The sequence below is a fragment of the Flavobacterium sp. TS_SC_5 genome (assembly GCF_056156265.1).
Map to the genome: position 1 here is coordinate 2511359 of NZ_CM149588.1, position 26477 is coordinate 2537835.

General features: G+C 33.5%; 20 protein-coding genes. 5 read left to right on the forward strand and 15 right to left on the reverse strand.

All coding sequences use genetic code 11. The features are described 5' to 3' along the window. The 3 genes from AC0J6S_RS10950 (at position 1) to AC0J6S_RS10960 (ending at position 6035) form a co-directional block, all read left to right on the forward strand. Entirely contained in the window at positions 1-1581 is a 1581-nt protein-coding gene (locus AC0J6S_RS10950; RefSeq protein ID WP_474953843.1) for a RagB/SusD family nutrient uptake outer membrane protein, read from the forward strand. 419 nt (positions 1582-2000) lie between these two features. Continuing rightward, a complete protein-coding gene (nagB, locus tag AC0J6S_RS10955) occupies positions 2001-3938 on the forward strand; it encodes a glucosamine-6-phosphate deaminase (RefSeq protein ID WP_474953844.1) in 1938 nt (645 codons plus the stop codon). Between the two features lie 30 nt (positions 3939-3968). Next, complete coding sequence (locus tag AC0J6S_RS10960; RefSeq protein WP_474953845.1) at positions 3969-6035, forward strand: beta-N-acetylhexosaminidase; 2067 nt, start codon at positions 3969-3971, stop codon at positions 6033-6035. 501 nt (positions 6036-6536) lie between these two features. Here the strand turns inward: AC0J6S_RS10960 and pdxH are convergent. The 8 genes from pdxH to AC0J6S_RS11000 form a co-directional block, all read right to left on the reverse strand. Beyond that, entirely contained in the window at positions 6537-7181 is a 645-nt protein-coding gene (pdxH, locus tag AC0J6S_RS10965) for a pyridoxamine 5'-phosphate oxidase (RefSeq protein ID WP_474953846.1), read from the reverse strand. A gap of 97 nt (positions 7182-7278) precedes the next feature. Beyond that, positions 7279-8184: a ribonuclease Z gene (locus AC0J6S_RS10970; protein ID WP_474953847.1), complete on the reverse strand. Its 906-nt coding sequence runs from the start codon at positions 8182-8184 to the stop codon at positions 7279-7281. A 96-nt stretch (positions 8185-8280) separates the two neighbouring features. Then, positions 8281-8613 carry a ribonuclease Z gene (locus AC0J6S_RS10975; RefSeq protein ID WP_474953848.1) on the reverse strand — a complete coding sequence of 111 codons (333 nt, stop codon included), beginning with the start codon at positions 8611-8613 and terminating at the stop codon, positions 8281-8283. 73 nt (positions 8614-8686) lie between these two features. Continuing rightward, a complete protein-coding gene (locus AC0J6S_RS10980; protein WP_474953849.1) occupies positions 8687-9613 on the reverse strand; it encodes an aspartate carbamoyltransferase catalytic subunit in 927 nt (308 codons plus the stop codon). Positions 9614-9659: 46 nt separating this feature from the next. Next, positions 9660-10199, reverse strand: a complete 540-nt coding sequence (pyrR, locus tag AC0J6S_RS10985; RefSeq protein WP_474953850.1) for a bifunctional pyr operon transcriptional regulator/uracil phosphoribosyltransferase PyrR — start codon at positions 10197-10199, stop codon at positions 9660-9662. Between the two features lie 84 nt (positions 10200-10283). Continuing rightward, the gene (locus AC0J6S_RS10990) at positions 10284-11468 is read right to left on the reverse strand and encodes a DUF418 domain-containing protein (RefSeq protein WP_474953851.1); all 1185 of its coding nucleotides are present in this window, start codon (positions 11466-11468) and stop codon (positions 10284-10286) included. Positions 11469-11652: 184 nt separating this feature from the next. Next, positions 11653-11820 (reverse strand): hypothetical protein, encoded by a 168-nt coding sequence (locus tag AC0J6S_RS10995; RefSeq protein WP_474953852.1) that lies wholly within the window; start codon positions 11818-11820, stop codon positions 11653-11655. 115 nt (positions 11821-11935) lie between these two features. Further along, positions 11936-13555: an ABC-F family ATP-binding cassette domain-containing protein gene (locus AC0J6S_RS11000; RefSeq protein ID WP_091168562.1), complete on the reverse strand. Its 1620-nt coding sequence runs from the start codon at positions 13553-13555 to the stop codon at positions 11936-11938. A 258-nt stretch (positions 13556-13813) separates the two neighbouring features. Here AC0J6S_RS11000 and AC0J6S_RS11005 point away from each other — a divergent pair, with 258 nt between their 5' ends. After that, entirely contained in the window at positions 13814-14746 is a 933-nt protein-coding gene (locus AC0J6S_RS11005) for a WG repeat-containing protein (protein ID WP_474953853.1), read from the forward strand. A gap of 20 nt (positions 14747-14766) precedes the next feature. On the opposite strand, the gene AC0J6S_RS11010 is transcribed toward AC0J6S_RS11005, so the two are convergent. Beyond that, entirely contained in the window at positions 14767-16797 is a 2031-nt protein-coding gene (locus tag AC0J6S_RS11010; RefSeq protein ID WP_474953854.1) for a beta-N-acetylhexosaminidase, read from the reverse strand. Between the two features lie 125 nt (positions 16798-16922). Between AC0J6S_RS11010 and AC0J6S_RS11015 the strand changes: the two genes are divergently transcribed. Continuing rightward, complete coding sequence (locus tag AC0J6S_RS11015) at positions 16923-17777, forward strand: EamA family transporter (protein WP_474953855.1); 855 nt, start codon at positions 16923-16925, stop codon at positions 17775-17777. A 251-nt stretch (positions 17778-18028) separates the two neighbouring features. On the opposite strand, the gene AC0J6S_RS11020 is transcribed toward AC0J6S_RS11015, so the two are convergent. The 6 genes from AC0J6S_RS11020 to AC0J6S_RS11045 form a co-directional block, all read right to left on the reverse strand. Beyond that, on the reverse strand, positions 18029-19177 hold the full coding sequence (locus tag AC0J6S_RS11020) for a saccharopine dehydrogenase family protein (protein ID WP_474953856.1): 1149 nt from the start codon (positions 19175-19177) through the stop codon (positions 18029-18031). Positions 19178-19535: 358 nt separating this feature from the next. After that, a complete protein-coding gene (locus tag AC0J6S_RS11025; RefSeq protein ID WP_474953857.1) occupies positions 19536-20018 on the reverse strand; it encodes a hypothetical protein in 483 nt (160 codons plus the stop codon). A 137-nt stretch (positions 20019-20155) separates the two neighbouring features. Then, positions 20156-21502: a DUF3526 domain-containing protein gene (locus tag AC0J6S_RS11030; RefSeq protein WP_474953858.1), complete on the reverse strand. Its 1347-nt coding sequence runs from the start codon at positions 21500-21502 to the stop codon at positions 20156-20158. A gap of 1 nt (position 21503) precedes the next feature. Continuing rightward, positions 21504-22952 carry an ABC transporter permease gene (locus AC0J6S_RS11035; RefSeq protein WP_474953859.1) on the reverse strand — a complete coding sequence of 483 codons (1449 nt, stop codon included), beginning with the start codon at positions 22950-22952 and terminating at the stop codon, positions 21504-21506. A 9-nt stretch (positions 22953-22961) separates the two neighbouring features. After that, a complete protein-coding gene (locus tag AC0J6S_RS11040) occupies positions 22962-25415 on the reverse strand; it encodes a TonB-dependent siderophore receptor (RefSeq protein ID WP_474953860.1) in 2454 nt (817 codons plus the stop codon). A 33-nt stretch (positions 25416-25448) separates the two neighbouring features. Beyond that, a complete protein-coding gene (locus AC0J6S_RS11045; RefSeq protein ID WP_474953861.1) occupies positions 25449-26144 on the reverse strand; it encodes an ABC transporter ATP-binding protein in 696 nt (231 codons plus the stop codon). Between the last annotated feature and the right edge of the window lie 333 nt (positions 26145-26477).

Consider the following 26477-nt stretch of genomic DNA (forward strand, 5'->3'; position numbering starts at 1 on the left):
ATGAAATTAAATAATATAAAAAGAACAGCTATTTGTATTTCCTTGCTTGCTGCAGTGAGTTGTACAGATAATTTTGAAGAAATAAATACTAATCCAAACGGTATTACCCAAGAATTATTAGAACAAGATTTTAATCATATAAAAGGTTCATTTGGGCCAATGTTCAATAATATAATAGTTCTTACGCCAGAATGGAAATACCAAGTCCAACAAGGATTACAAGGAGATATTTGGTCAGGTTATATGGCTACAGGGACTGCATTTAGAGGAGGAACAAACAACACTACTTATGATCTTGTAGACGGTTGGAATGGTTTTGCTTGGGGATCCGCTTATGGAGATGTAATGTTTAATGCCTACAATGTAGAACAAAAAGCAAAAGGGAAATACGATCAGTTTTATGCGCTTTCTTTGATTTTGAAAGTTGAAGGAATGCATAGGATAACGGACACATATGGACCTATTGTATATTCAAAATTTGGAACTACTGATCCGGTAATTGCTTATGATTCTCAAGACGAAGTTTACAATCAAATGTTCAAAGAATTAGATGTTGCAGTTGCTGAATTAACAAAAAGAGTAGATGCAAATGAAACTTCTACATTTGTAACTACTGATCTTTCATCTTATAAAGGAGATTATAAACAATGGGTTAAATTTGCTAATTCATTACGTATAAGATTAGCCATGCGTATCGTTAAAAAGAATCCAACTTTGGCGAAAGCGGAAGCAGAAAAAGCCATTACTCAAAAATATGGAGTTATGACTGTAAATGCTGATACTTTCAAAGTAGTATCTCCTACATACAACAATCCAATTGCTACAATTAGCACAGCATGGGGAGACATTCGTATGTCAGCAGATATGGAATCAATAATGGGTGGTTATGCTGATCCAAGGTTGCCGATTTTCTTTAATACATCAGTTCAATTTCCTGGTCAGTTCAAAGGAGTTCGTACTGGAATAGAAATTGCTGCTAAAGCTGATCATGTTGATTTTTCAGCGATTGGTCCAATTGTTAATTCAAAAGAGATTGTTTTGATGAATACAGCCGAAGTATATTTATTAAGAGCTGAAGGAGCTTTAAGAGGTTGGAATATGGGTGGAACAGCTCAAAGTTTGTATGAAATGGGTATAACAGCCTCTTTCGATCAACACGGAGTTTCAGGGGCTACAGCTTACATTGCTGATAATATGAAAACAGCAAAAGCGTATGTAGATCCTAATTTTCCGTCAAATAATGGTGCAGCATTAAATAATGTGACTGTTGCTTGGGATGTTGCTGCCACAAATGAAGTGAAGTTGCAAAAAATTATTACTCAAAAATGGATTGCAGGTTTCCCGGAAGGACAAGAAGCTTGGTCAGAATATAGAAGAACAGGATATCCAAAATTATTACCGGTTCTTAAAAACACAAGTGGAGGTAAAATTGATTCTAATTTAGGGGTAAGAAGGGTAAACTTTGTACAGTCTGAAAAAGATGGAAATGCAGGTGGTGTAGCGACAGGACTAACAAAACTTGGTGGAGCTGATACTGGAGGAACTAGACTTTGGTGGGATACTACCGGACCTAACTTCTAAAAAGATAAGTATAGATTGAAAATAGAAATGGTGTAAGTAATTCCTATTATTTACGCCATTTTTTATATGAGATTTTTTTAATAAATGAGTCTCTATTAAAGAATTTAAAATCAGCGCTATAAAATAAGGCATATTTTTAGAAACGCATTATTGAATAAATCATGTCGTTTGTTTAAATTTTTTGACTGTTGGTATATTTTATTTTTTCAGAAAAAACGTTTTAGTTAGCTTTATACCATATATTAAGCAAAAAGAGCTAAAATCAATAGATTCTTTCAAAAAATATTTTTTTAGTTTATAAAAAACATATGAAGAATAATTTAAATAAGTTTTTGTATAAAGAATAAATCAATAGTTTGTATTTGTAATATACTCAATATCACAAAGGTAATTAAATCTAATAAATAAAATAAAATAAAATGAAAAGTGCTTTAGAAATTAAACCAGATATTAGCTATAAAAGTGCCGGTAAATTTGAAGAAACTAGATTTGAAAAAATTCACAACGAAATTTTCAAAAACTCAAAAGAAGCTTCCCTAATTGTAGCTCAAGAAATTGCTGAATTAATTAGATCCAAGCAAGAGAAAAATAAATTTTGTGTTCTTGGTTTAGCTACGGGGTCTTCACCTATAAAAGTGTATGAAGAATTGGTTCGAATGCATAAAGAAGACGGACTAAGTTTTAGAAATGTAGTTACTTTTAATTTGGATGAATACTATCCAATGACTAAAGAGAACAATCAGAGTTATCATTATTTTATGCACCAGCATCTTTTTAATCATATTGATATTAAGCGTGAAAACGTACATATTCCAGACGGAACTATAGCCATTGAAGAGCTGAATCAATATTGCATTGATTATGAAATGAATATTAAAAATGCTGGCGGACTTGATTTTCAATTATTAGGTATTGGTCGTACGGGTCACGTTGGGTTCAATGAACCGGGATCTCATATCAACTCAGGTACTCGAATAATTACTTTGGATCATATTACAAGAGTCGATGCTTCATCAGATTTTAATGGGATTGACAATGTTCCTAAAAGAGCCGTTACTATGGGAGTTTCTACGATTCTTAGGTCTAAAAGAATTGTATTAATGGCTTGGGGGCAAAATAAAGCCGATATAATAAAAAGAACGATTCAAGGGGATATTAGCTCTGAAGTTCCAGCTACATTTTTGCAAAATCATACTAATGCCACTTTCGTTTTAGATCAATCGGCAGCTTCAGAATTAACCCGTTTCAAAACACCGTGGTTAGTTGGTGAGTGTATTTGGACTCAAGAATTAAAAAGCAAAGCGATTGTTTGGCTGTGTCAAAGTACCAATCAATCGATTTTAAAATTGACTGACAGAGATTACAATAATAACGGAATGTCTGATCTTTTAGCATTAGAAGGATCTGCTTATGACTTGAATATAAATATGTTCAATGTATTGCAGCACACTATAACCGGATGGCCAGGAGGTAAACCTAATACTGATGATTCTCATAGACCGGAAAGGGCTAATCCTGATAAGAAAAGAATAATCCTTTTTAGCCCGCATCCTGATGATGACGTGATTTCTATGGGAGGAACTTTTTCGAAATTAATAAAACAAGGACATGATGTCCATGTAGTTTATCAAACCTCTGGAAACATTGCAGTTACAGATGACGAAGCACTTAAATTTGCCGAAGTTTGTAACGATTTTGTTGGAGATGATAAAACTATAATTAATTTTCAAGCAGTTATTGATTTTTTAAATAATAAAACAGAAAATGAAGTTGACTCGGTTGAGGTTAGAAAATTGAAAGGATTGATTAGACGCAGAGAGTCTTATGCTGCTACAAGATATATTGGATTAAAAGATGAAAACACTCATTTTTTAGATTTACCATTTTATGAAACAGGACAAGTAAAGAAAAACCCTTTAGGCCCAGAAGATATTGCTATTGTTCAAGATATTATTGCTAAAATTAAACCACATCAAGTTTTTGCTGCCGGAGATCTTGCTGATCCTCATGGTACCCATGAAGTTTGTCTGAATGCTATTTTTACCGCTATGGCCGCATTAAAAGCACAGCCATACATGAATGACTGTTGGTTATGGCTATACCGAGGTGCTTGGCATGAATGGGATATTCACGAAATTGATATGGCTGTGCCATTAAGTCCTGATGAGGTTTTACTCAAAAGACATGCTATTTTATACCACCAATCTCAAAAAGACAGAGTGATGTTTCAAGGGAACGACTCTAGAGAATTTTGGGTAAGAGCCGAAGACCGTAATAAGAGCACGGCAAAACTATACGACGATTTAGGTCTTGCTGAATATGAAGCTATTGAAGCTTTTAAGCGTTTCGACTATTAAAAAATACCTTTAAAAAAACGGATAAAAAACATGAAATTCATTCTAATCCTATTATTCTCTGCTTTTGTTTCTAATGCTCAAATATATAAAGAACAATTAGATCTTATGCCATGGCCACAAAATATAAATTTAACTGCAGGTTCTTTTGCTTTAAGCCAAGGATTTAAAGTAAATATTACCGGTAATCCAAACCCTCGAATATTTGTAGGAGCAACTAACTTCTTGCGAAGATTAGACGGTAGAACGGGTTTGTTTTTTGAACAAGGTTTTTCAACAAAAATTAACGAAAATCCAGAAGCTGAATTGCAAATTAATTGTGTTCGCAACGGAAAAATAGGATTATATGAAGATGAAAGTTACCAACTTAGTATTGAATCTAATAAAATAAAAATTAATGCTACAACTGATTTAGGAGCTTTACATGGTTTGGAAACATTATTGCAATTATTGCAAAATAATAGTAAATCATATAATTTCCCAACAATTGAAATTACAGATTTACCACGGTTTACATGGAGAGGATTGATGATAGATGCTGCAAGGCATTTTCAGCCTGTTGATGTTATCAAAAGAAATCTGGATGCTATGGCTTCAATGAAAATGAACGTTTTTCATTGGCATTTAGTAGATGATCAAGGATGGCGAATAGAAATGAAAAACCATCCAAAGCTTACACAAATGGCTTCAGACGGAGAGTTCTACACTCAAGAAGAAATCAAGAATATTGTAAAATATGCCGGAGATAGAGGAATTCTAGTAGTTCCGGAAATTGATGTTCCGGGACATGCATCTGCAATGCTAACGGCATATCCAGAATTAGGCAGCAAAGTGGTTGATTTAAAATCTAATTCAGTTGAAAGTAAACAACAAAGTGCTACAATTGCAAATTATGCAATCGAAAGAAGATCCGGAATTTTTGATGCAACATTAGATCCAATAAATCCCAAAACATATCAATTGTTGAGTGAAATTTTTGATGAAGTTTGTCCTTTATTCCTGGGTGATTATTTTCATATTGGTGGCGATGAAAACAATGGAAAAGAATGGGATGCAAATCCTAAAATACAAGAATTTAAGAAGAAAAATAAATTAGCAAACAATCATGATTTGCAAACGTATTTCACCATGCAGTTAGTGCCTATGTTAAAAAAGCATGGCAAAAAATTAATGGGATGGGAAGAAATAATGACTGATAATATGTCTAAAGATGCCATTATCCATGCCTGGAGAGGAACTAATGAAGGGCTTTCAGCAGGTGGTTCATTAATCAAAGCCGCAAAAAATGATTTCAAAACAGTTTTGTCAAATGGCTATTACATTGATTTGATGTTAGGTGTAGAAAGTCATTATCTAAATGATCCAATCCCCAAAAACAGCATTCTCTCTCCTGAAGAAAAAGCAAGGATTCTAGGTGGAGAAGCAGCTATGTGGAGCGAACTTGCAACTCCTTTAAACATAGATTCAAGAATTTGGCCTAGAACAGCTGCTATTGCGGAACGATTATGGTCTAATGAAAATGTTATCGATATGAATAGCCTTTATAAAAGACTAAAAACGGTTTCTTTTAGATTAGAAGAACTTGGAATTACACATGTAAGGAATAAGGAAGTAATTTTAAGAAACATTAGTAACAATCAACAAACTAATTCACTAAATGATTTTTCAAATGTTTGTGAACCATTGAAATTATATACTCGTAATAGTCATGGAATAAAATATCGCATGTATTCTCCTTTCACTTTATTTGCTGATGCATGTACAGCAGATGCATTAGATGTTTTTGATTTTGATACAGCGGTAAACAAATATTTAGAGAATAAAAGCTCAGAAAATCAAACTGTTGTAACTAATTATTTAAAAAAATGGATTGCGATGAATGCAGACTTAATTAGTTTAAGTGCTAATGCTCCATTAATGCAACCGCTTTTACCTTTGTCTAAAAGTTTAAGTGATATTTCAGAACAACTTTTACTCGTTATCGAGAAAAAGCAAACTGTAAATCCAGCCATAATGAATAATTTATTGTTACAATGTAATTCTAAAAAGAATGCTGATGTAGAATTAGCAGTTTACAATAGTTTAAAAAAGTTACTTTGAGTTTTAAATCAATACTATAATATTAGTTTCTTTTCAATTTGGTTGGTGGTTTGTTTTAAAGAAAATTAATATTGCAATCCTGACAGGTATTATTCTGTCAGGATTTTTTTGATTGGCACTTTAATGTTAAGCAAATTACAATTCATAAAGATGTATTTTCCGAATAAAAAAAATCAGTATTTTTTGTGCTTTATCATAAAAAATATTGACTTTCTCTTATAAAATTTTCTGTAATGTAAAGACATGTAAATTATAAGTATTTATCAGAACACCTATTTTTTTTTAGAATCTGATTTTATTCAGAAATTCTGATTTTTAAATTTTAATATAGTACGTATTGTTATTACTTCATTTGCTAGATAAACAGCGTTTTGTATGAAAATTTAAATAAAAATAGCGTTTTATGAATAGGGAAAACCTTGCCTTTTAATCATGCGAGGTAATTATAATTTTTGCAAAACACATTTGTAAATTAATTAAAATATGTTTTTACATATTTGATTATGGAGACAAACGTTCCGTTTTCCAAGAATAATCTTGTTGACTTGTATAACGAATTCTGTCATGCAATCGATTGGGTCTTCCTTGCCAAAACTCTACCTCTAAAGGAGTTACTAAAAATCCGCCCCAGTGATTGGGTCTTGGAATTACCATGCTTTCAAAATCTTTTTCCAACTGTTTTAAGTTTTCCTCCAAATAGTCTCTGGAAGGCACCACTTCACTTTGATTGGACACAATTGCTCCTAATTTACTGCCATCAGGTCTGGATTCGAAATAACTGTCAGAAGTTATTTCCGAAGTTCTTTTTGCAATTCCTTTGATTATAACCTGACGCTCCATTGTGTGCCAAAAAAAAGACAGGCAAACGTTCGGATTTGCTGTGATGGCCTTACCCTTTTCTGAATTATAATTAGTATAAAAAATAAAACCTTCTTCCGTAAACTTTTTCAACAAGACAACTCGAGATTTTGGAAAACCATCTAAGCCTATTGTAGCGACTGTCATCGCATTAACTTCACTGTCACCTCCAAAGTCTTCTACTTCATGAAACCATCGGTTAAACAAATTTATTGGGTCTTCTGGGATAGTAGATTCCAATAATTCACTCTTCTCGTATGATTTTCTGTAATTACTTAAGTCATTCATAATTTTTATTTTAAAAATGTTGATTGCTGCACAATTCGATTTACATTATCGAAAAATCCAGCAGCTCTTGGATACTTAAAATTGTTTTTTCTTTGGTTTAAAACTCAAAGCTTTTTCCGTCATCAGCCAAGAGTACTTCGGGAAAAATAGTTTCCGCTTCTTCTTTAAATAATTCGATATTTTCATATCGCGTGGAATAATGTCCTAAAATTAATTGTTTAGCATTGGCTTTCAAAGCAATTGTCGCCGCTTCTTTGGCAGTAGAATGTAATGTTTTTTTAGCTAGATTTTCCTCAGATTGCAGGAAAGTAGATTCATGGTACAACACATCTATATTTTCTATAATTGGAAGCATCGCTTCATTGTAAACTGTATCCGAACAAAATGCGTAATTCTTTGCCGGAACAGGATCAAATGTCAATTTTTCGTTTTCAATTATTCTTCCGTCTTCCAGCGTGATGTCTTTTCCGTTTTTTATTTTTTGGTAATAACAACTCTCTATTTCATAATTCTGAACGGCATCCAAATTCAGTTTTCGGTCTCCAATTTTTTCTTGGAACAAAAATCCATTCGTATACACACGATGTTTCAAAGGAATGGTTTTCACTAAAACCTTTTCGTCTTCGAAAATAATTTCGCTTTCCAAAGATTCCAATTCATGGAAAAACAAACCATAATTCGTCCAGGAATTGGACAATCGCAATTGCAATTTGATAATTTCTTTGATGCCCTTTGGACCATAAATATGTAAATCCGTAGTTCTGTTCAGTAAAGTAAATGTGGATACTAAACCGACTAATCCAAAAAAGTGATCTCCGTGTAAATGGGAAATGAAAATATGGTTTATTTTAGAAAAGCGGATTTTATTCTTGCGCAATTGCACTTGGGTTCCTTCCCCGCAATCAATTAAAAAAAGTCTGTTTTTTATTTCTAAAATCTGTGAAGTAGGATTGGTAAATGTTCGGGGTGTTGCGGCATAGCAACCAAGGATTGTTAGTTTCAATTTTAATTTATTCGGTTATTTGTTTAACTGTTTAATCGGTTATGCATATTTGGTTAAATAAATCTGGCGGTTAAACAAGTAACCGAATAAACTCATTTAAAAGCCTAAATCTCTTTCAATCTCTTCCATTTCTATAATATCATGCGCTTCCAATAATGAAGGAACCACAGTTAATTTAGCAGGAACAGCATTATAATCAAAATCAGAAGTAACGATAACAAACGACTTTTTAGCTTTTTTATGCTGTTTTGATAATGGCATAAATGACTTAATATCATTTGTAGACAAATCGCTATGCATCAAAAGATCAATTATGATATTGTGTTTTTCGAAAGTTTTGTATTGATGGGTAACCTTCATTAAAAAAGAAGTAAAATCACCCTGAGTATCCCTAATTGTTATCGTATGTCCTTTTTGATCTACTTTCATTGTGTTAAATTTCAAAGACTGCTTTGTGGCAGTGTTGTTTATAAGTAGCTAATTTACAAAGTTTTAAATTAGTTTATTGAATTTTTGAAGCTAAAAGATAAATAACTGCCATTCGGATTGCTACACCATTTTCTACCTGGTTTAAAATCACGGATTGATTGGAATCAGCTACTTCACTTGTAATTTCTACTCCGCGATTAATGGGTCCGGGGTGCATAATTATAATTTCTTTATTAAGAGAATCCAAAAGCGGTTTATCTACTCCATATTGTTGTGCATATTCCCGTGTGGACGGGAAATAATTAACATCCATGCGTTCATTTTGCACGCGTAACATATTCGCAACATCACACCATTCTAATGCTTTTCTTAAATCAGGTTCCACGGTAACACCAAGCGATTCAATATATCTTGGAATAAGTGTTTTAGGTCCGCAAACTTTGACCTCAGCGCCTTGCATTTGCAAAGCATAAATATTGGATAGAGCGACTCTGGAGTGCAAAACATCGCCTACAATAACAACTTTCTTACCAGCTACTTCACCTAGTTTTTCTCTAATCGAATAACTGTCTAACAACGCTTGTGTAGGATGCTCATGTGCACCATCTCCCGCATTGACGATACTGGCTTTTACGTTTTTAGACAGAAAATAAGCAGCTCCCGGATTCGCATGTCGCATCACTACCATATCTACTTTCATCGAAAGGATATTATTTACAGTATCAATTAATGTTTCTCCTTTTTTGACAGAAGATTGCGCTGCCGAAAAACTAATAACATCCGCTGATAAACGTTTTTGTGCTAATTCAAAAGAGAGTTTTGTTCTGGTACTGTTCTCGAAGAAGATATTGGCAATGGTAATATCTCGTAACGAAGGCACTTTCTTAATAGGTCGGTTGATGACTTCTTTAAAATGATCAGCAGTTTCAAAAATCAGGTCAATATCATTCTTGTTGATATATTTTATGCCTAATAAATGATTTACGCTTAATTCTTTCATCTTGGTTTACGATTATAGTTTTTAATAGTTAGCGTTTGAATGCAATCTAAGTTGTAATTAAATACACGCCATCTTCACCCTCATTTTCTTTCCAGCTTACTTTTACTTTTTCATTATTGATTGCGTCTACTTGCCTTCCTCTATAATCTGGTTGAATGGGTAAGTTGCGACTGAAACGTCTGTCTATAAGAACCAGAAGTTCAATTTCCGAAGGTCGTCCAAAAGATTGTATAGCAGTCAACGCAGATCGAATGCTTCGTCCGGTGAACAAAACATCATCTATGAAAATGACTTTCTTATTTTCTACGATAAAATTAATCTTGGTTTTATTAGCTTCTAATGGCTTATCGGTTCTTCTAAAATCATCCCTAAAAAAGGTAATATCCAGATAACCTAACTGAATTTCAGGAGTTTGATATTCTTTTTCTAAAATTTCTTTTAAACGCTCTGCCAAAAAAACACCTCTTGGTTGAATTCCAACTAATATTGTATTTGAAAAATCTAAGTGCTTTTCAATTAATTGACAGGCCAAACGATGTAGTATGATAGTAACTTCTTTTGCAGTAAGTAATACTTTTTGACTCATAGTAATTGTGTGGTTTGGTTTGGCAAATATACGAATTCCGATTTATGATTTTGTAATTAAAAAGAGAGAAAATAGAGTCATTTATTATTTACCCCATGAAATCCATGTAGCTTTATGCCAAATCGTTTCTAAAGGTCCTTGTTTATGGGTTTTAAGCCACCAGGTACAAAATAACAATTGGATAATAAATAATACAATACCTATCAATAAACAATACGTTGCACCTGTATATTCAAAAAGCCCTAATCCGTATCGGTAATAAATAAAGGAACCAATCATGGATTGCATGATATAATTAGTCAAACTCATTTTTCCAAAAGGAATCAGCTTAGAAAATACTTTATTAACAGATCCCTTTTGATACAATAAAATAAATCCTGAAACGAGAACTAACATAAATGCTACGTTTGACCAAGAAGCAAATATAATGGTGAGTTTATTTGATAATGTTACTCTTCCTATAACATCTACCGTATGAGTTTTTAAAACAAATAATGGTATAAATAAAATACTTGAATATAGTAATACTTTTTTCCAAAACTGTTGGTTTGCATCGGTTGTGTCAAAAAGCTGTTTTCGACCCAGCAACATTCCAAATAAGAATAATGCCGGAGCCTGAAAAAATCTTCCATTTTCCCATGACCACAACAGGGAAGCAATTTTTCCTAACGTCAAGTTTCCTACTACATAATCTAGAAAAGAACCATTTTTCATATAAAGAGCAATACCTTCATAATACCCAGTTGATACGTTAGGTGGTGCTACATAATCTGGATTCAGCATATAATAAATACATCTTGCCCATTCTAAAGGTTGCAGCATCAATATAACAGCCGTAATAAAAACGGCTTTGTTACTCCAGTTGACAACTGGTATTAATAAAAGGCCAAGAAAAGCATATAAGGTCAGAATATCTCCTTGATAAAATGCAGTATTTATAAGTCCGAAAATTAATAATAGCATCATACGCCAAAAAAATCGCCCCCGGAAATCATTTCCTTTTTTAGCTTGATTATCATTTTGAATGTAAAAACTAAACCCAAAAAGAAGCGCAAAAATGGCATATGATTTTCCTCCAAAAATGAAAAACATTGAGTCCCAAACTATTTTATCCATAATGACAAGCCAAGCAGGAAAATTTTCAGGCAAATGATAATATTCAAAATGTTCAACATTATGAAGTAGCATAATAGACATAATGGCAAAACCACGTAAGGCATCTACCACTTCTATTCTTGGAGATTTTAAATTTAAAGTTATGTTAGTCATATTGATAGCTTGGTTTGCATAGAAATAATAAAATTCAAAAATATATTTTTTTACATAAATAGTCGTTTAAAAAATATTTATAAAGTTATATTTTGTGATTTTTTTTAAAACTATTGAGAAATTTTATAATAAACTGTAGAAATTATATAACAAATAAGTACTCCTATTTAGTAATTTTATATTTCTAATTAAAGAAAAAGATCATGCAAAAAAGACTCACCAGATTATTGATGCTTTTTATAGTATTAATTTCATTTTCAAGTTGTTCAATAATAGAAGGAATATTTAAAGCCGGTGTAGGTGTTGGTATATTTATAGTTGTTGCAGTGATAGCCATAATAATATTTATCATCAGCAAAATTTTTGGTAGAAAGTAAACAACATTACTTTCAAACCAATATTTGAAACCTCTTCAAAAAAAATCTCCCACTATTGCGGGAGATTTTCTATTTTATACAAATCATTTTTTATATGGTGTACATTTTAGCTCTTAATTCCTGAACACCTTCGTTATCCAAGTATTCATCAAAAGTCATATATCTATCAATAGCGCCATTTGGTGTCAATTCGACAACTCTATTTCCAACGGTTTGAGCAAATTCATGATCGTGTGTGGTGAAAATCACAGAACCTTTATAGTTTTTTAATGAGTTATTAAAAGCTGTAATCGATTCCAAATCCAAGTGATTTGTAGGTTCGTCAAGCATTAAAACATTGGCTCTTTCCATCATCATTCGAGACAACATACAACGCACTTTTTCTCCTCCTGATAAAACTCTACAGGTTTTCAACGCTTCCTCACCGGAGAAAATCATTTTCCCAAGGAAACTACGAATGTTTACCTCATCACGCTCTTCTTCCGTTTTTACCCATTGGCGCAACCAATCTACAAGAGAATAATCACTTTCAAAAAATGAATGATTATCACCCGGCAAATAGGCTTGGTTTGTTGTAACTCCCCAATCAAAAGTTCCTGAATCTGCGGTTTGATTTGCGTTTAATATTTCATAAAATGCAGTTGTTGCGCGCGAATCTTTCGAGAATAGAACGATTTTATCGCCTTTGGCCATATTCAAATCTACTCCTTTAAACAAAATTTCTCCATCTATGGAAGCGCTTAAATTCTGCACATTCAAAATTTGATCTCCTGCTTCGCGCTCTTGGTCAAAAATAATGGCAGGGTAACGACGACTTGATGGTTTTATCTCGGAAATATTCAACTTGCTAATCATTTTTTTACGCGAAGTAGCTTGTTTTGATTTGGCTACATTCGCACTAAAACGACGAATAAATTCTTCTAATTCCTGTTTCTTTTCTTCTGCTTTCTTATTTTGTTGTGCGCGTTGTTTCGCCGCTAATTGGCTTGATTCATACCAAAAGGTGTAATTTCCTGAATAGTGATTTATTTTACTGAAATCAATATCCGAAATATGCGTACAAACAGAATCTAAAAAGTGTCTGTCGTGAGAAACTACAATTACGGTATTTTCATAGTTAGCCAAGAAATTTTCTAACCACGCAATGGTTTCAAAATCCAGATCATTGGTAGGCTCATCCATAATAAGTAAATCCGGATTTCCAAAAAGCGCCTGTGCCAAAAGGACACGAACTTTTATTTTTCCTTCCAAATCTCCCATTAAAGTGTAATGATGTTCCTCGGTAATGCCAAGATTTGACAACATTGATGCTGCATCAGAATCTGCATTCCACCCATTCATTTCTTCAAATTGCACTTGTAACTCGCCTATTCTGTCTGCATTTGAGTCATTGTAATCTAAATACAAAGCATCCATTTCTTTTTTGATCGCATAAAGGGTTTTATTTCCCATCATAACGGTCTCCAATACGGTGCTTTCGTCAAACATATTGTGGTTTTGGTTTAAAACCGACATACGTTTTCCTGGTTCCAAATGAATATTTCCCGAAGTTGGGTCCATTTCACCTGCAATTATTTTAAGAAAAGTAGATTTTCCAGCGCCATTGGCTCCGATAACGCCATAGATATTACCGTGTGTGAAGGTAGTATTTACTTCGTCAAACAAAATTCGTTTGCCAAACTGAACTGATAAATTATTTACTGTTAACATGAATGTTTATTTTATAAAATTTTTGCAAAAATACGAAAAAAATACACAGATATGAACTAAATAACAATGTAGTTAGCAATAGCTATTTTTGATATCAAACTAAAATTTTAAAAAGTTGATTTCGGTTTTTTAGTTTGAGAATAATTACCTCAATTTTAATACCTTTAAATTAAATTTTATCTTTTGTAAAAATATTTTTTTGCGTTAACAAATAGAAAAACATCAACAGATCGAACCCAATACCTCAATTGATTTATTATGAAAAAAATTTGCATTTTCTTATTGCTTTTGATTTCTCATTTAACCTTTTCACAAACTGAAAAGTTATTCTATTATATTGAAAAAGATAGTCTTCTAGGTGTCAAAAATCAAGATGGAAAAATAATTGTTTCTGCTGATGTGACTTGGGAAACAGTTGCTTATAATGATAGTATTGAAATCAAATCTAGTATTTTCTTATTGAGTTTTAAGAATAGAGGAGATTTATATTTTGACAGAAAAGGAAATTACTTATTCAAAACTGCACTAGCTGCATTGGGAAATAGTGATTTTCATGAAGGATATATTCTTTACGAAGAAAATGGAAAATCTGGATTAGCTAACAGACTTGGAAATAAAATCATTTCAGCCCAATATGATTATATCTCACCTTTGGGTTTTGGGTTTGCACAATATTGCAATGGCTGTAATTGGGACACCGCCAAAGATGAAGAACATCCACCTTTAGTTGGAGGTGTTTGGGGTTTTGTTGACAGGAATGGAAAAGAAATTAAAACAATTTCAAAACGAAATCATCCGAAAGATATAGAAACAAAAGAGCATCAATTCATTCCCTATCAATTCAAATACAATAAAAAAGAACAAGAAATTCTAGCTTTTTTTGAAAAAAGAAAAAATCAAATCATCAAGATTAATGGCTTTAATTGTTCTGATAAAAAGTTGTTTTTTGAAATTGTCGAAAAACCATCGGAATTTGATTCTTTTTATAAAATAAAAACTTTTGAATTATGTAATAAATATCCAAATGGAGCTGATGAAAACTATGATGATTATAAAAATTTTAAAGTATCTGCAGACGGAAAAAATTATTATGTTTTATACATTGATTTAGTTAATTACAAAGAGTATTCAGAATATGTTGAAAGAAAAATTCCAGTAGATAAATGGATTATAGAAAACCTTAATAAATAGTACTACCTACAACCTCTATATCATTGACTTAATTTTTTCAAACTCCCATAAACCGCTAATTCTACATCAGCAGGACTTCTGGTATTGCATTTTTCTAATAAATCCTCTAATAACGCTTGATTAATTTTTTGTTTTTTATCCATTAAAAGCAATAGCTGCTCCGATAAATCACTCAAACTTTTAGACAAAGGTAAAAGAGGTTGCACCAATGGAGCATTGGCACTCAAAGCAATTAAATCGGAATTCATGGCAATCCACTTCTTGAAAAAATCAGTTACCGCAACTTTATTCTCCTTGCTTTTATCAGCTAAATACGCATTAACTGCAACATTAAAATCTAGCGCTTCCGAAGCATCAGCATTGCAAGCATCAGCAAATAAGGTTAACGGTGAATGCATTCTGTATTTCTTTCCGCCACCATTGCGTTTATAATTTTTCAGAGGTTCACAAAGGTTCGAAAAATCATTCAAGGCACGCGTATCTTGATTGTTGCTGATGTTTCTCAAAGTCACTTCTTTGTTTCTAATATGTGTAATTCCTAGTTCTTCTAATCGAAAAGAGATTGTTTTCAACCTTTTGCGTAAGCTGTTCATATCATTCACTTCCGCACTTGACCATAATCGCTCGGCTATTGCGGCGGTTCGTGGCCAAATTCTGGAATCTATATTTAAGGGTGTTACGAGTTCGCTCCACATTGCAGCTTCCCCTCCTAAAACTCTTGCTTTTTCCTCTGGACTAAGAATAATCTTTTTGGGTAATGGATCATTCAAATAATGACTTTCTACACCCAGCATCAAATCGATATAATATCCATTAGACAAAACAGTATTGTAACCGCTTTTCGCAGCTTTGATCAATGCTCCACCAGCTTCTTGCCCTTCGTTCGTTCCTCTCCAAGCATGAATTATGGCATCTTTAGACATGTTTTCGGTCATTATTTCTTCCCAACCCATCAATTTTTTGTTGTGTTTTTTCAGCATTGGAATCAACTTCATGTTAAAGTAAGTCTGCAAATCATGGTTGTTAGCCAAATTATTCTCCTTCTTAAATTTTTGAATAGCCGGATTTGCATTCCATTCTTTTCCATTATTCTCGTCACCACCAATATGAAAATAACTACCCGGAAATAACGGACAAACTTCATCAAAAATTGAGCTTAAAATTTCATAAGTTTTAGGATTTGAAGGATCTAAAGTTGAATTGAAAATCCCTGAATTTCTTTGTACTTCATACGTGATTTTTCCTTCACCAACTTTACTTCCTATCTCCGGATAAGCAGTCAGCAATGCCGAAGCGTGACCGGGGACATCTATCTCTGGAATTACCAGAATCCCTCTTTCATCAGCATATTTTACAATGTTTTTGATTTCTTCCTGAGTATAAAAATATCCATCTGACGCTAATTCAGTTAATTTAGGATGATTTTTTAATTGAATTCTCCAACCTTGATCATCGGCTAAATGCCAATGGAAAACATTCATTTTCATCGAAGCCATAGCGTTCAGATTTCTTTTGATAACATCTACCGGCTGGAAATGTCGGGCCGCATCAATCATCAATCCTCTCCAGGTAAAACGTGGCGAATCCGAAATTTCAACAACTGGAAAATAATACGAGGTACTATTATTTTGTAGCAATTGCAATAAAGTCTCTAAACCATGCAACGCCCCTAAATCATTGGTTGCATTAATGATTATTTTATTCGAGGTAATTATAAGTTGGTAACTTTCGTCCTCATTAATTTCTATTTTTCCATTGCGAGTACAATTTATTTGTAATTCGGCTTCCGGACTTTCGTTGACTTTCGTCAAAAAACTTTGCTCCAGAAACAATCCCGTTCTGCCGTCCAATCGTCTTACAAAGTTGGTTGCGCCTATGAAAATTCGAGAATTAGGATTACCCGTAATATTCACTTTAAAATTTTTGTTTAAAGCAAAAGTGCCTTCGGACAACTTTATATTTTGTGGCCAAGGCATCAGGTTTAATTGCTCGGTGGTTATTTGCGCATTCGAGACAAAAGTTCCAAATAATAGGATTAGGATATATTTCATACTTTATATTTTTATTATTGTCCTGCAGTAAACAATTACTTTTATAAAAAAGCTTTTCTATAATTTGTGGAAACAAATATAAAGTACGCATATAAATAGTAATTTTGCAAGGTAAATATTGAATTATGCTATTTCTAATTTTGAGTATTATATGCAGTATAACTGTTGGAGTGTTGTTTAAAATTGCACGCAGTTATAATGTAAGTCAGGTTCAAATTGTTGGTTGGAATTATGTTTTTGCTCTTATTTTTTGTTATTTGTCATTCAGCCCAGATCTTAGCAAGGTAAGGACTTTGGCACCTTGGGGTATTTATGTTCCTATTGGTATTTTATTGCCTGCAATTTTTCTTTTCTTGGCAGCTTCAATCAAACAGGTAGGTATTGTAAAAACAGATGCGGCCCAAAGGCTTTCGCTTTTTATACCCATTTTGGCGGCATGGTTAATCTTTAAAGAAGATTTTAATATCCTAAAAATCATAGCGCTTTTGGTTGGATTTCCGGCGCTATTGCTTATTCTTACGAAACCCTCTCAAAGTACAGAAAACAAATGGATTTATCCTGCAGTAGTTTTACTGGGCTTTGGAATTATAGACATTCTTTTTAAACAAATTGCTCTTTACACAAGTCTGCCTTATACCACTTCGTTATTTGTAGTTTTTGGAATTGCGCTACTCATTATGATAGGAGCAGTAGTCTATGATGTCATAGTTTCTAAAAAGCCGATGCACTTTAGAAATATTATTTTTGGTGGTTTGGTAGGTATTTTCAATTTTGGAAACATACTTTTTTATCTAAAAGCGCATAAAGCTTTCGCTGAAAATCCTTCAACGGTTTTTGCCGGTATGAATATGGGAGTAATTGTCATAGGAAGCCTTGTGGGCATTTTTGTTTTTAAAGAAAAACTAACAAAAATGAATTATGCTGGACTTTTTCTAGCGTTGATAGCCATTGTTTTGATCGTAATGTCGCAGATCACTTAAAGGGAATTAAGCCATTTGGATTGAAAAATTTTCAACTAATAAAAAATCCTTGTACAAGTTCCGGTTTTGGATTGCTGTTGAATATAAAGGTATCAGTTGTAAAAAAATGTTCTTGAGCAGAATAAAACTTTCGTAGAACAATAGTATTGTCCAAAAAATGATTGTTTATTGTTATAAATAAGCGGTTCGCTTTTTCAAGATTTTCTTTAGTAAGTCTTCGGATAATAGATATATGGGAATCACTGCGTTTTTCATTTAATTAATTTACCATAAACTGGGACGATGTAGTTTCCATTTAAAAAGGGAATTGGATCAATTTTGCTTTGTAATACAACTCCGCTAAGCGGTGTTTCGAGTAATAGTTGCGCTGCTTGTACCAATGGTGCTGCGGTAGTTGTTTGGATTGCCCTCAATTGATGTTTTCCCACTTTTTGAGGAAGTATACATTTTGCAATCTCACGTCTGCGCAAAATACCTGCTGCATCTTTGCCTTCTACAGCTGCATATAAAATAATTTTGTCGTCTTCAATGTGAGGGATAATGGCTTCCATTTTTTCTTGTAAGCCTTTAATTGTGTCAGTTGTATGTTCTAAATTAGCAATCTGCTCTTGTATCCATGCATAATGTCCAGGATGACGTAAGGTTTTGTAGTCGAGGGAGCGAACCTTTCCTAATAATGCGTCAGGCAAATCTGCTGCACCGCCTGAAGTAAGATCCTCTTCATAAGCAATGCCATCAATTATAATAGTAGTTCTTTCTGAGAGTGATGGTAGGGTAGTTTTTTTGAAATTCCTTAATACTATAGTTTCTTTTATATATTCAGTAGCTACTCCAACAGGACTCCACGTAAAACCATAGTAATGCGGAGCAACGGCATGATTGGTCAGCGCTCCAACTTTGAATTCCAGTTTGTCTACTTTATCAACTTCAAAGTCTGAACAAAACTGTTGAAAAAGTCCATTAGTAAGTAAGTCAATATATCCCGGCGCTAAACCCGTTTGAAGTATGAACCCTGTTTCTGCGTCTTTTGCCTGTGCTATTATTTCTTCAGTTTCCGCAACGTATTCCGTTAGGTTTGCATAATGGAGATTGTAATCTTTTGCAAATTTTGCTATTCTTGGTGCTTGGCCGCCCGGTAAACAGTCGAGAATGATGTCTGCTTGACGTAAGATTGTTTTCATTTCCTCGGTTAAGCCATTTTCAGCAAGATGAAAGTCTTGAATGGATCCTGATTTTGTGGTTCCTTCTTGAATCCAATGCGCTACTTTTTTTGCTTTTGAATGCGTTCTGTCACCAATGAAAAGAGTAGGAGGAACCTCGCTCCATTCCATCAATAAGAGACCAACAGCTTCTGCGATTCCACCGGCTCCTGCAATAATAATAGTGTGATGCTTTTTCATAATTTAAATATACTATTTTTTATTGGAAAAGCTTTTGAGAAGTGTACTAATTTGATTGTTATGGGATGTAGGTTCTCTGTCAAGGATAGCAACGGAAAGCTCGCAAAGGAAGAAGCCCTTTTATAAAACAAAGCCTAAAACAGCGACCACAGGAAGCTCGTTTTAGGGTTTGTTTTATGGACAGATTCCTGCGAACTTGCAGTAAATAGCCTGCCCCGGACAGCATACTTGAATATAAATAAAGAATTAAGATAAAACTCTTCAATTTATTACAATCAGTTACAAATAATGAATTAAAAAAATATGGAGTATATTTTGATTATTATCAAAAAGAGTACCATTAGACTCTAAATATCTACTATTCAGCGGCGCACTCAACAGCTGTAAACTTAAATTTTATTTTGTCAAAGTCTATAGGTGAGCTTTTATCAAAATAGGTTGCTCCCATAGTATTTAACATTTTTCCATTGCCTAAAATAAGTTGCTCGCCTCGCTTTAAAAATGCCATCGGGTTTTTAAATGTTATTTTTTTATTATCGCCTTGAAAGAAGGTATAGCTGGCAAATAATGTGTCGCCACTGAATTCTCCTGCAATTGTTCCAACTTTTTTGGGTGTATTAAAAAATTTCATCACCATATCGCCTGATATTTTTCCGTCTTGCAAAGTGTTCATTTTCAAATCTATTGTATCTTTTTCGTACATAGCTTGATAGCATTGGACACTTAAAGGTTTTTCAACTGGGATTTTTTTAGAATTAATGACTTTTTCGTTTTCATTATTTTTACAACTTTGGAATCCTATACTAGCAAACAGTAAGCAAAAAAGAAGAGGAGTTTTCATGGTATTAGATATTTAGTTATTAATTATTGCTAATTTAGTCAAAATAATGCTTTTATTTATAAAATAATACAAAATATTGACTATACCTAGCTTGATTTTTCTTTGTCGATTTGCTATTTCCTGCCGGTAATGATAGTTTAAATGTTTTTTCTTCTAAAATTTAACCAACCCAAAAAGAGTAATATAAAATTGAATATTACTAAGGGAAGAAAAGCATTCTTCAAGTTGATTTTTGATTTGTCACTAAAAGTTTCGACTTTGAAGTTGTCCCATTTTTGTTTATTTACTGCTTCATCGTCAAATATTTTAGGATAAAAATGCAAGCGTAATTTCTCGTGAAATTGTTTGGTTTCTTTTAAAAACAAAAGCTGATTTCCTAAATCGGCTCTAGCGATTTCGTTGAGTTGCATTTGTGCATGCAACGTTGGTATGAATTGCGCAATTTGTTGACTAGATTGATTGCGTTGCTCTAATTTTGACTCCAAAGCGCCGGATTCTTTTGCCGATTCATCATCGCCCATTTGTTGCATCGCATAATACCAAAGCCAGCTGAATTCTTTGTCCGGTAAAAGATAATTTTTGAAATGAGGATAATGCGTATAAAACTTATCTAAAGTTTCTTGTTTATCCATATCCCATTTTTCATGATAAGCATTACGTTGTTTTACAGTGAGTTCTAACGCTTCTGGAATAGGATATTTGTTTACAATGTACGTATTAATTAAAGCGGGTAAAATGATAATTAAAAATAACCATGTTGTCAATAAAATAACCGCATTGAAATTTGAATTCATTTGCAGGGAAACCAGAAAAAAGCATACAGCGAACCAGAAAAGTAGGTACAGAACACTAATTCCATAAAATGTCAGAAATGAAATATTTAAGGGAATATTTAGTAAAAAAGCGGCAATTGCAAGTACAATTGTTAGTAATAGAGTCAAACTTAAAATTCGAATGTAGAATAATTTCAGAATGTATAAAAAAGTATTTTGACTCTGAGTGACAACAATTTTCCAAGTGCCGCTTTCTTTTTCTTCCGAAATTAGATTGTATGAAAAAGCAATTATCAACAATGGAAACAGGTAGATGAGAACAAAACTAAAATCGATATTTCCGAGCAAAAGGTTGTTCGGATTATTGAGTTCGGCATCGTATTTTTGCCCTTCTAAACCACGAATAGTGACACTTTGTATCGAAGGATTTACATCCCGTTGTCCAATAGCCAAACTGTTAACGGGAAAACTTTTATTGATAAGCGAAAATTTTAAATAATACAACAGAAGCCCCAAATCATCTTGATGAAAGTTAACATTTTTAGCAATGTGTTCTTTTTGATAAAGTATAGCCTCCTGTACGTTTTTTGCTTGTTTTTCCTGAAATTGTTTTCCAATCAACAGGCTAATAAAACAAATAAGGAATAGAAATAATAATCCGATTTTGGTTCCCCTCGAGCGAATGAAATTTTTGAAGAGTAATACTAACATATTAAATAGCTTTAAGGTTTTTGTAGGCGATTTTAATCAGGAAAAAAAGAATGCCAATCCATAACGCAATGGAGATGATAGAAAGTAATTCGTTTTTTAAAATTGTAAAAACATCTTTCGGTTCATACTGAAACTCTTGTACATCTGCCCAATAATTTTTATTGATGGTCTGAGGAGTATCAGTAGGATTTTGCTTTTTATTGCTGATGTATTTTATCTGCAAAGCATTCATTTTTTGAGCCATATCGTAACGATAAGTCTCCGCCTGTTTTTGAAAATTGATATACGAATCATAATCGGTGTTCGATAATCCCATCGAAATATTTTTAATGGCGATATACGGATTGATAAACGAAACCGCTTTCGAAAAACTATTTTGTTTGGCATATACCTGCAACAAAGTATCTAGATGTTTATTGTAAATAGTACTACTGATTTTCTCGCCTTCGGTCATGATAAAACCGGAATAATTGAAAGGAAGTTTTTGTACCGAATCGACTTTGTAAACGCTGAGTAGCGAATCTTTTATAGCTTTATAATGCAAGTCATTCGGATTATGGCTGTCTCCTTGTTTTAAAATGTCTTTTTCGATAGCGCTATTAAATTCAATTTTCGACGGTGCTTGATACACGTAGGCTCCAATGGACTGAGTGGTTCGAGGCAAAATAATCGTAAAGAGCAGCCATATTCCAATTAAGGATACCAATGCGTTTTTAGAAGTTTTGCTAGCAGCAGAAATTAAAACCGCTATCACACAAAAAAACAGCAAATAAATAAAATGGAAAAGAATAAATAGCATCATTTTAAGAATTTCATCTGCTGAAACAGTAAAGTTTTGGAGCAACATCCAAACTAAAAGCAGGACTAAAATTATTGGAATAAAAAGAATCATAATAACACTGGCAATTCCTAAAGTTTTGCCTAATAGTATTTGTTTCCAGCTGACGCCTTGACTTAAAAGGAGTTTTAAAGTTCCGTTTTCTCTTTCGGTTGCTATAGCATTAAAACCAATAAAGAAAATCAGCAGCGGAAATAGAATTTGTAATACCATGGCAATACTGATTTCACCAAAACGCATCATACTGCTAGAAAATCCTGCATCCGAAAAGTTAGCCGAATTTTGCTTGTGGGCTTCCAGAAAAATAGCATTTCCAAAAAAAGGTTCCATCCCATATTCGAACATGCTCAAAGAAGTACTTTTGCGGAAAGCGAAATTACCATAATGTGCCATTCGATGGGGATTTTTATCAGGATTATTCAACCAGTCTTCCCTAGATTCATGTTGGTACTTTTCGCTGGTCTCCTTTTGATTGGTGTAATTTTTCCAACCCGAAAATGTCGCGTAAAGTAATAATATGCCAATAAAAATTATGATGATAGGCAAAGCCCTATTCTTAAAAATAGCTTTATTAAGATGTTTCGCTATTAAAATTTCGTTGTGTAATGACATGTGTAATGATTAAAATTTATAAGTTACCGTAAGGTTTACATTTCTAGGGGCTCCAGGAAATAATCGAAGGAAGTTTTGAGCTCCTAACCAATAAGTTTTATTCAATAAATTACCGGCATTTATAGCAATTTGCATGTTGCTTTTGTTGGGTTTGTAGTAAAGGGCGGCATCAAAAACAGTGAAATCAGGAATGATGAAAGATCTGGTAAACCATGGCACTTTACTGCTTTGATATTGTACTCCAAAACCAACTCCGAAATCACCTAAAGCTGAAGGCGGATCAAAATTATATCGAGTCCATAAATTGCCACTGTTCTTTGGTGTATTTTGCTTTCGTGCTCCAATCAAAGAAACATCTCTATCATTAGTAATTTTTGCATCAATATAACTATACGAAGCGTTAATTTGCCAGTTCGATGTGATATATCCTGCAATGTCCCACTCAAATCCGCGACTGCGTTCAGCACCTCTAGTAACCAATAAATCTGGGTTGTTTGGGTCATTTGCATTCATCAAAATATTTTTTTGATTAATTTCGTAAAGTGCCATATTTACGCTTATTCTATTGTTGAATAAAGTGGCTTTGGCTCCAAATTCTTTCAAATTACTTTCCAAAGGATCAAACAAACTTCCTCCTGGCAAAGAACCCGTTTGTGGCATCAAAGTAACCGTATTTGATTGTGGTTGATACCCTTCTAGATAAGTCGTATATATATTAAGAGCGTCATTAATTGCATATGTAACTCCAATTCGTGGTAATAAAGCTGTTTTTTTTACTGTCAATTCATTATTGGTCTCATAATTGGTAATGTCTTCAAACCATTCGTTTCTTACACCCAATAAAAAAGTGAATTTCTCCCATTGAATCTGGTCCTGAATATAAATGGCATTGGTTGAGGTAAGTGCAGAAGGAAGTGCAGTTCGTACATTCAAGGTGTAATCTTCGATATTTCGAATGGTGTATGATGGATTATTTAAGTTGAAATAATTTACATTGGGTTTAGGCAACAGAACTCCGTCTACGGTAATAGTTTGATAATTGGTAGCATTTGCTACGACAAACGAATTAGCAACTGTTCCGTCTTTTAGAAGATAACCTCTGGCTGCATTTTGTCCACCACCTTTGGTTTTGTTCCAGCTGCTTAAATCGTAACCGGTGAGTAGTTTGTGACTGAGTTTTCCTGTTTTAAAATCAAAATTTAAAAAAGCACTCAAATTATCAACATTCCAGTATTGCTGGCGTTGCACAAATTGCATCATTGCCAGACTTGCCACAGCCTGATTGTTCATATCAACTGCAAAAGCATTAGTGGTTCGATGCTCCTGAAGATCTTCGGTCCAGGATTGTTTCATGTAAGAGGCATTAAAACTAATTTTAGAAGTAAATTTATGTGCCAGATTAGTCATCAAAATCATTTCTTTCGACTTGAAAAAATCATTTGGAGCGCCTAGATTAAGACTTATCGGGGTTTTGTTTAGGTTTGTAACACCAGCAATTGCGCCGAAAATTGGTTGTCCTCTGTCGAGAATTCCAACCATATTACTCAAAATCATTTCCGTATTTATAGCCGTTTTCTCATTTGGAATATAACTGAAAGACGGAGCTATTAAAAAGGATTTATTGCTAACCAAATCACGGAAGGATTTTGCCTCCTGATACGCTCCGTTCACGCGATATAGTAGCGTTTTGGACTCGTTTAAAGGACCTGTAAAATCTAAAGTTCCTCTAAGCGTACTAAAACTTCCCACGCTCATACTGACTTCTTTTCGGTCAACAGCCAATGGTTTTTTGGTGACTAAATTGATACTTCCTCCAGGATCAACGGATGAGAAAGTAGCGCTTGATGGTCCTTTAATTACTTCAACACGTTCAATATTATTGGTCAAAGGTTGCAGAAAATAATATTGACGCGTACGCATTCCGTTTATGATTTGTCCTTCTTCATTTTGGCTGATGCCTCGAATCGAGTATTGATTATAGTAGCTCGATGGAATCACACCGCTGGCCATTTTTACGGCATCACCGAGGTAAAAAGCATTTTTATCTGCAATCAATTCTTTGGTAATAGTAGAAATAGATTGCGGAATATCTTTGTTAAGTGCTGCAATTTTTGTTGCCGAAAAAGAATAATCGCTATTGTACTTTTTGGAAGAGCGACCAACTATTTCTACGGTTTGCAATTCAGTTCTATTCGAAATCATTTCGATGTTCATAAATGTAGAACGTGATTTTATTTGAATCGTTTTGTAGCCCGATGCCGTAATTTCTATTGTTCCTTCTCCCTCCATAACGAAATTTCCGTCTTGAGTAGCTGTTGTTTCTATTTCAGAATTAACTAATTTTATGATTGCACCAGCGATTGCTTCTTTGGTGTCAATATTTGTGATTTTACCTGAAATTTTCTGAGAATTAGCAGTGTAACTCCCTAAAATAAGGAGTAAAGAGATATATAAATGTTTCATTTTTTAGGTTGATGGAAATATTCTTATTTCCGTTTAGACAGTTTGGAGGTACAACTCTTCGAGTTCATTTGCCGATATTTTATCCGCTTCGATGATGGTGACAAGATTTCCTTGTTTCATAATTCCGATATGTGTGGCGACTTCCCTTGCTCTAAAAATATCGTGGGTAGCCATTAATATTGCCGTTCCATCAGCTGAGAGTTCTTTCAGGATTTGCGAAAATTCATTAGAAGCTTTTGGATCTAACCCGCTGGTGGGTTCGTCAAGAAGTAAGACTTTTGCCTGTTTGGCTACTGCAATCGCAATACCTACTTTTTGCCTCATTCCTTTAGAATAGCCTCCTAGATTTTGATTATGAGCCGTAGTTTGCAAACCTGCTTTGTTTAAAAAAAACGTTAGTTCATCTTTCGAATATTTAAAACCCGCTAAAGACGAAAAGAATTTTAGGTTTTCGAGACCCGTAAGATTGGTATATAGAGTGACTGTTTCGGGAATGTAAGCAATATGTTTTTTGGTTTCCTCCGGTCTTTGTACAACCGAAATATCATTTATTTTTAATTCTCCAAAGGTAGGTTTTATAAAACCTAGAAAGAGATTAATTGTTGTGGTTTTTCCTGCACCATTCTGACCCAAAAGAGCAAAAATCTCTCCTTTTTTTATGGTTAAATTTAAAGCGTTTAAAGCAATTTGATTCCCGTATTTCTTGGTCAGGTTTTTAGCTGTAAGCATATTATAAATAGTTTTATTTGAATTTTAGAAATAGATACAATTCACCAATATTCAGAAGCTACACTAATGAAAATCAGATTTAAATTGTTAAATGGAGTGATTTTAAAACACAGAAACAGACTGACAAAGAGTAGATGATACTCCAGCCAAAAAGCTCTTTGACTACAAATTATAATTGAGGCGTACAGAAAAGCAGTCCCAAACCAGCCACTTCTTCCATATTTAAAAAAAATAGGAATACGCGAACTCTCAATAGATAAATTAAAATGTAGTGTTAAATTAGGGAAGGTGGCGCTCGAAGTGCAAAAAGGCTGCCTTTAAAAAAAATCGAAT

Coding starts and splice junctions, on each gene's coding strand:
- AC0J6S_RS11000 (WP_091168562.1), bottom strand. CDS start 13,555: ATGTTAACAGTAAATAATTTATCAGTTCAGTTTGGCAAACGAATTTTG.
- AC0J6S_RS11005 (WP_474953853.1), top strand. CDS start 13,814: ATGAAAAAAATTTGCATTTTCTTATTGCTTTTGATTTCTCATTTAACC.
- AC0J6S_RS10975 (WP_474953848.1), bottom strand. CDS start 8,613: ATGAAAGTAGATCAAAAAGGACATACGATAACAATTAGGGATACTCAG.
- pyrR (WP_474953850.1), bottom strand. CDS start 10,199: ATGAGTCAAAAAGTATTACTTACTGCAAAAGAAGTTACTATCATACTA.
- AC0J6S_RS11015 (WP_474953855.1), top strand. CDS start 16,923: ATGCTATTTCTAATTTTGAGTATTATATGCAGTATAACTGTTGGAGTG.
- AC0J6S_RS11025 (WP_474953857.1), bottom strand. CDS start 20,018: ATGAAAACTCCTCTTCTTTTTTGCTTACTGTTTGCTAGTATAGGATTC.
- AC0J6S_RS11010 (WP_474953854.1), bottom strand. CDS start 16,797: ATGAAATATATCCTAATCCTATTATTTGGAACTTTTGTCTCGAATGCG.
- AC0J6S_RS10960 (WP_474953845.1), top strand. CDS start 3,969: ATGAAATTCATTCTAATCCTATTATTCTCTGCTTTTGTTTCTAATGCT.
- AC0J6S_RS10950 (WP_474953843.1), top strand. CDS start 1: ATGAAATTAAATAATATAAAAAGAACAGCTATTTGTATTTCCTTGCTT.
- AC0J6S_RS11045 (WP_474953861.1), bottom strand. CDS start 26,144: ATGCTTACAGCTAAAAACCTGACCAAGAAATACGGGAATCAAATTGCT.
- AC0J6S_RS11040 (WP_474953860.1), bottom strand. CDS start 25,415: ATGAAACATTTATATATCTCTTTACTCCTTATTTTAGGGAGTTACACT.
- AC0J6S_RS11030 (WP_474953858.1), bottom strand. CDS start 21,502: ATGTTAGTATTACTCTTCAAAAATTTCATTCGCTCGAGGGGAACCAAA.
- AC0J6S_RS11035 (WP_474953859.1), bottom strand. CDS start 22,952: ATGTCATTACACAACGAAATTTTAATAGCGAAACATCTTAATAAAGCT.
- pdxH (WP_474953846.1), bottom strand. CDS start 7,181: ATGAATGACTTAAGTAATTACAGAAAATCATACGAGAAGAGTGAATTA.
- nagB (WP_474953844.1), top strand. CDS start 2,001: ATGAAAAGTGCTTTAGAAATTAAACCAGATATTAGCTATAAAAGTGCC.
- AC0J6S_RS10995 (WP_474953852.1), bottom strand. CDS start 11,820: ATGATAAATATTATTATGGCTATCACTGCAACAACTATAAATATACCA.
- AC0J6S_RS10990 (WP_474953851.1), bottom strand. CDS start 11,468: ATGACTAACATAACTTTAAATTTAAAATCTCCAAGAATAGAAGTGGTA.
- AC0J6S_RS11020 (WP_474953856.1), bottom strand. CDS start 19,177: ATGAAAAAGCATCACACTATTATTATTGCAGGAGCCGGTGGAATCGCA.
- AC0J6S_RS10980 (WP_474953849.1), bottom strand. CDS start 9,613: ATGAAAGAATTAAGCGTAAATCATTTATTAGGCATAAAATATATCAAC.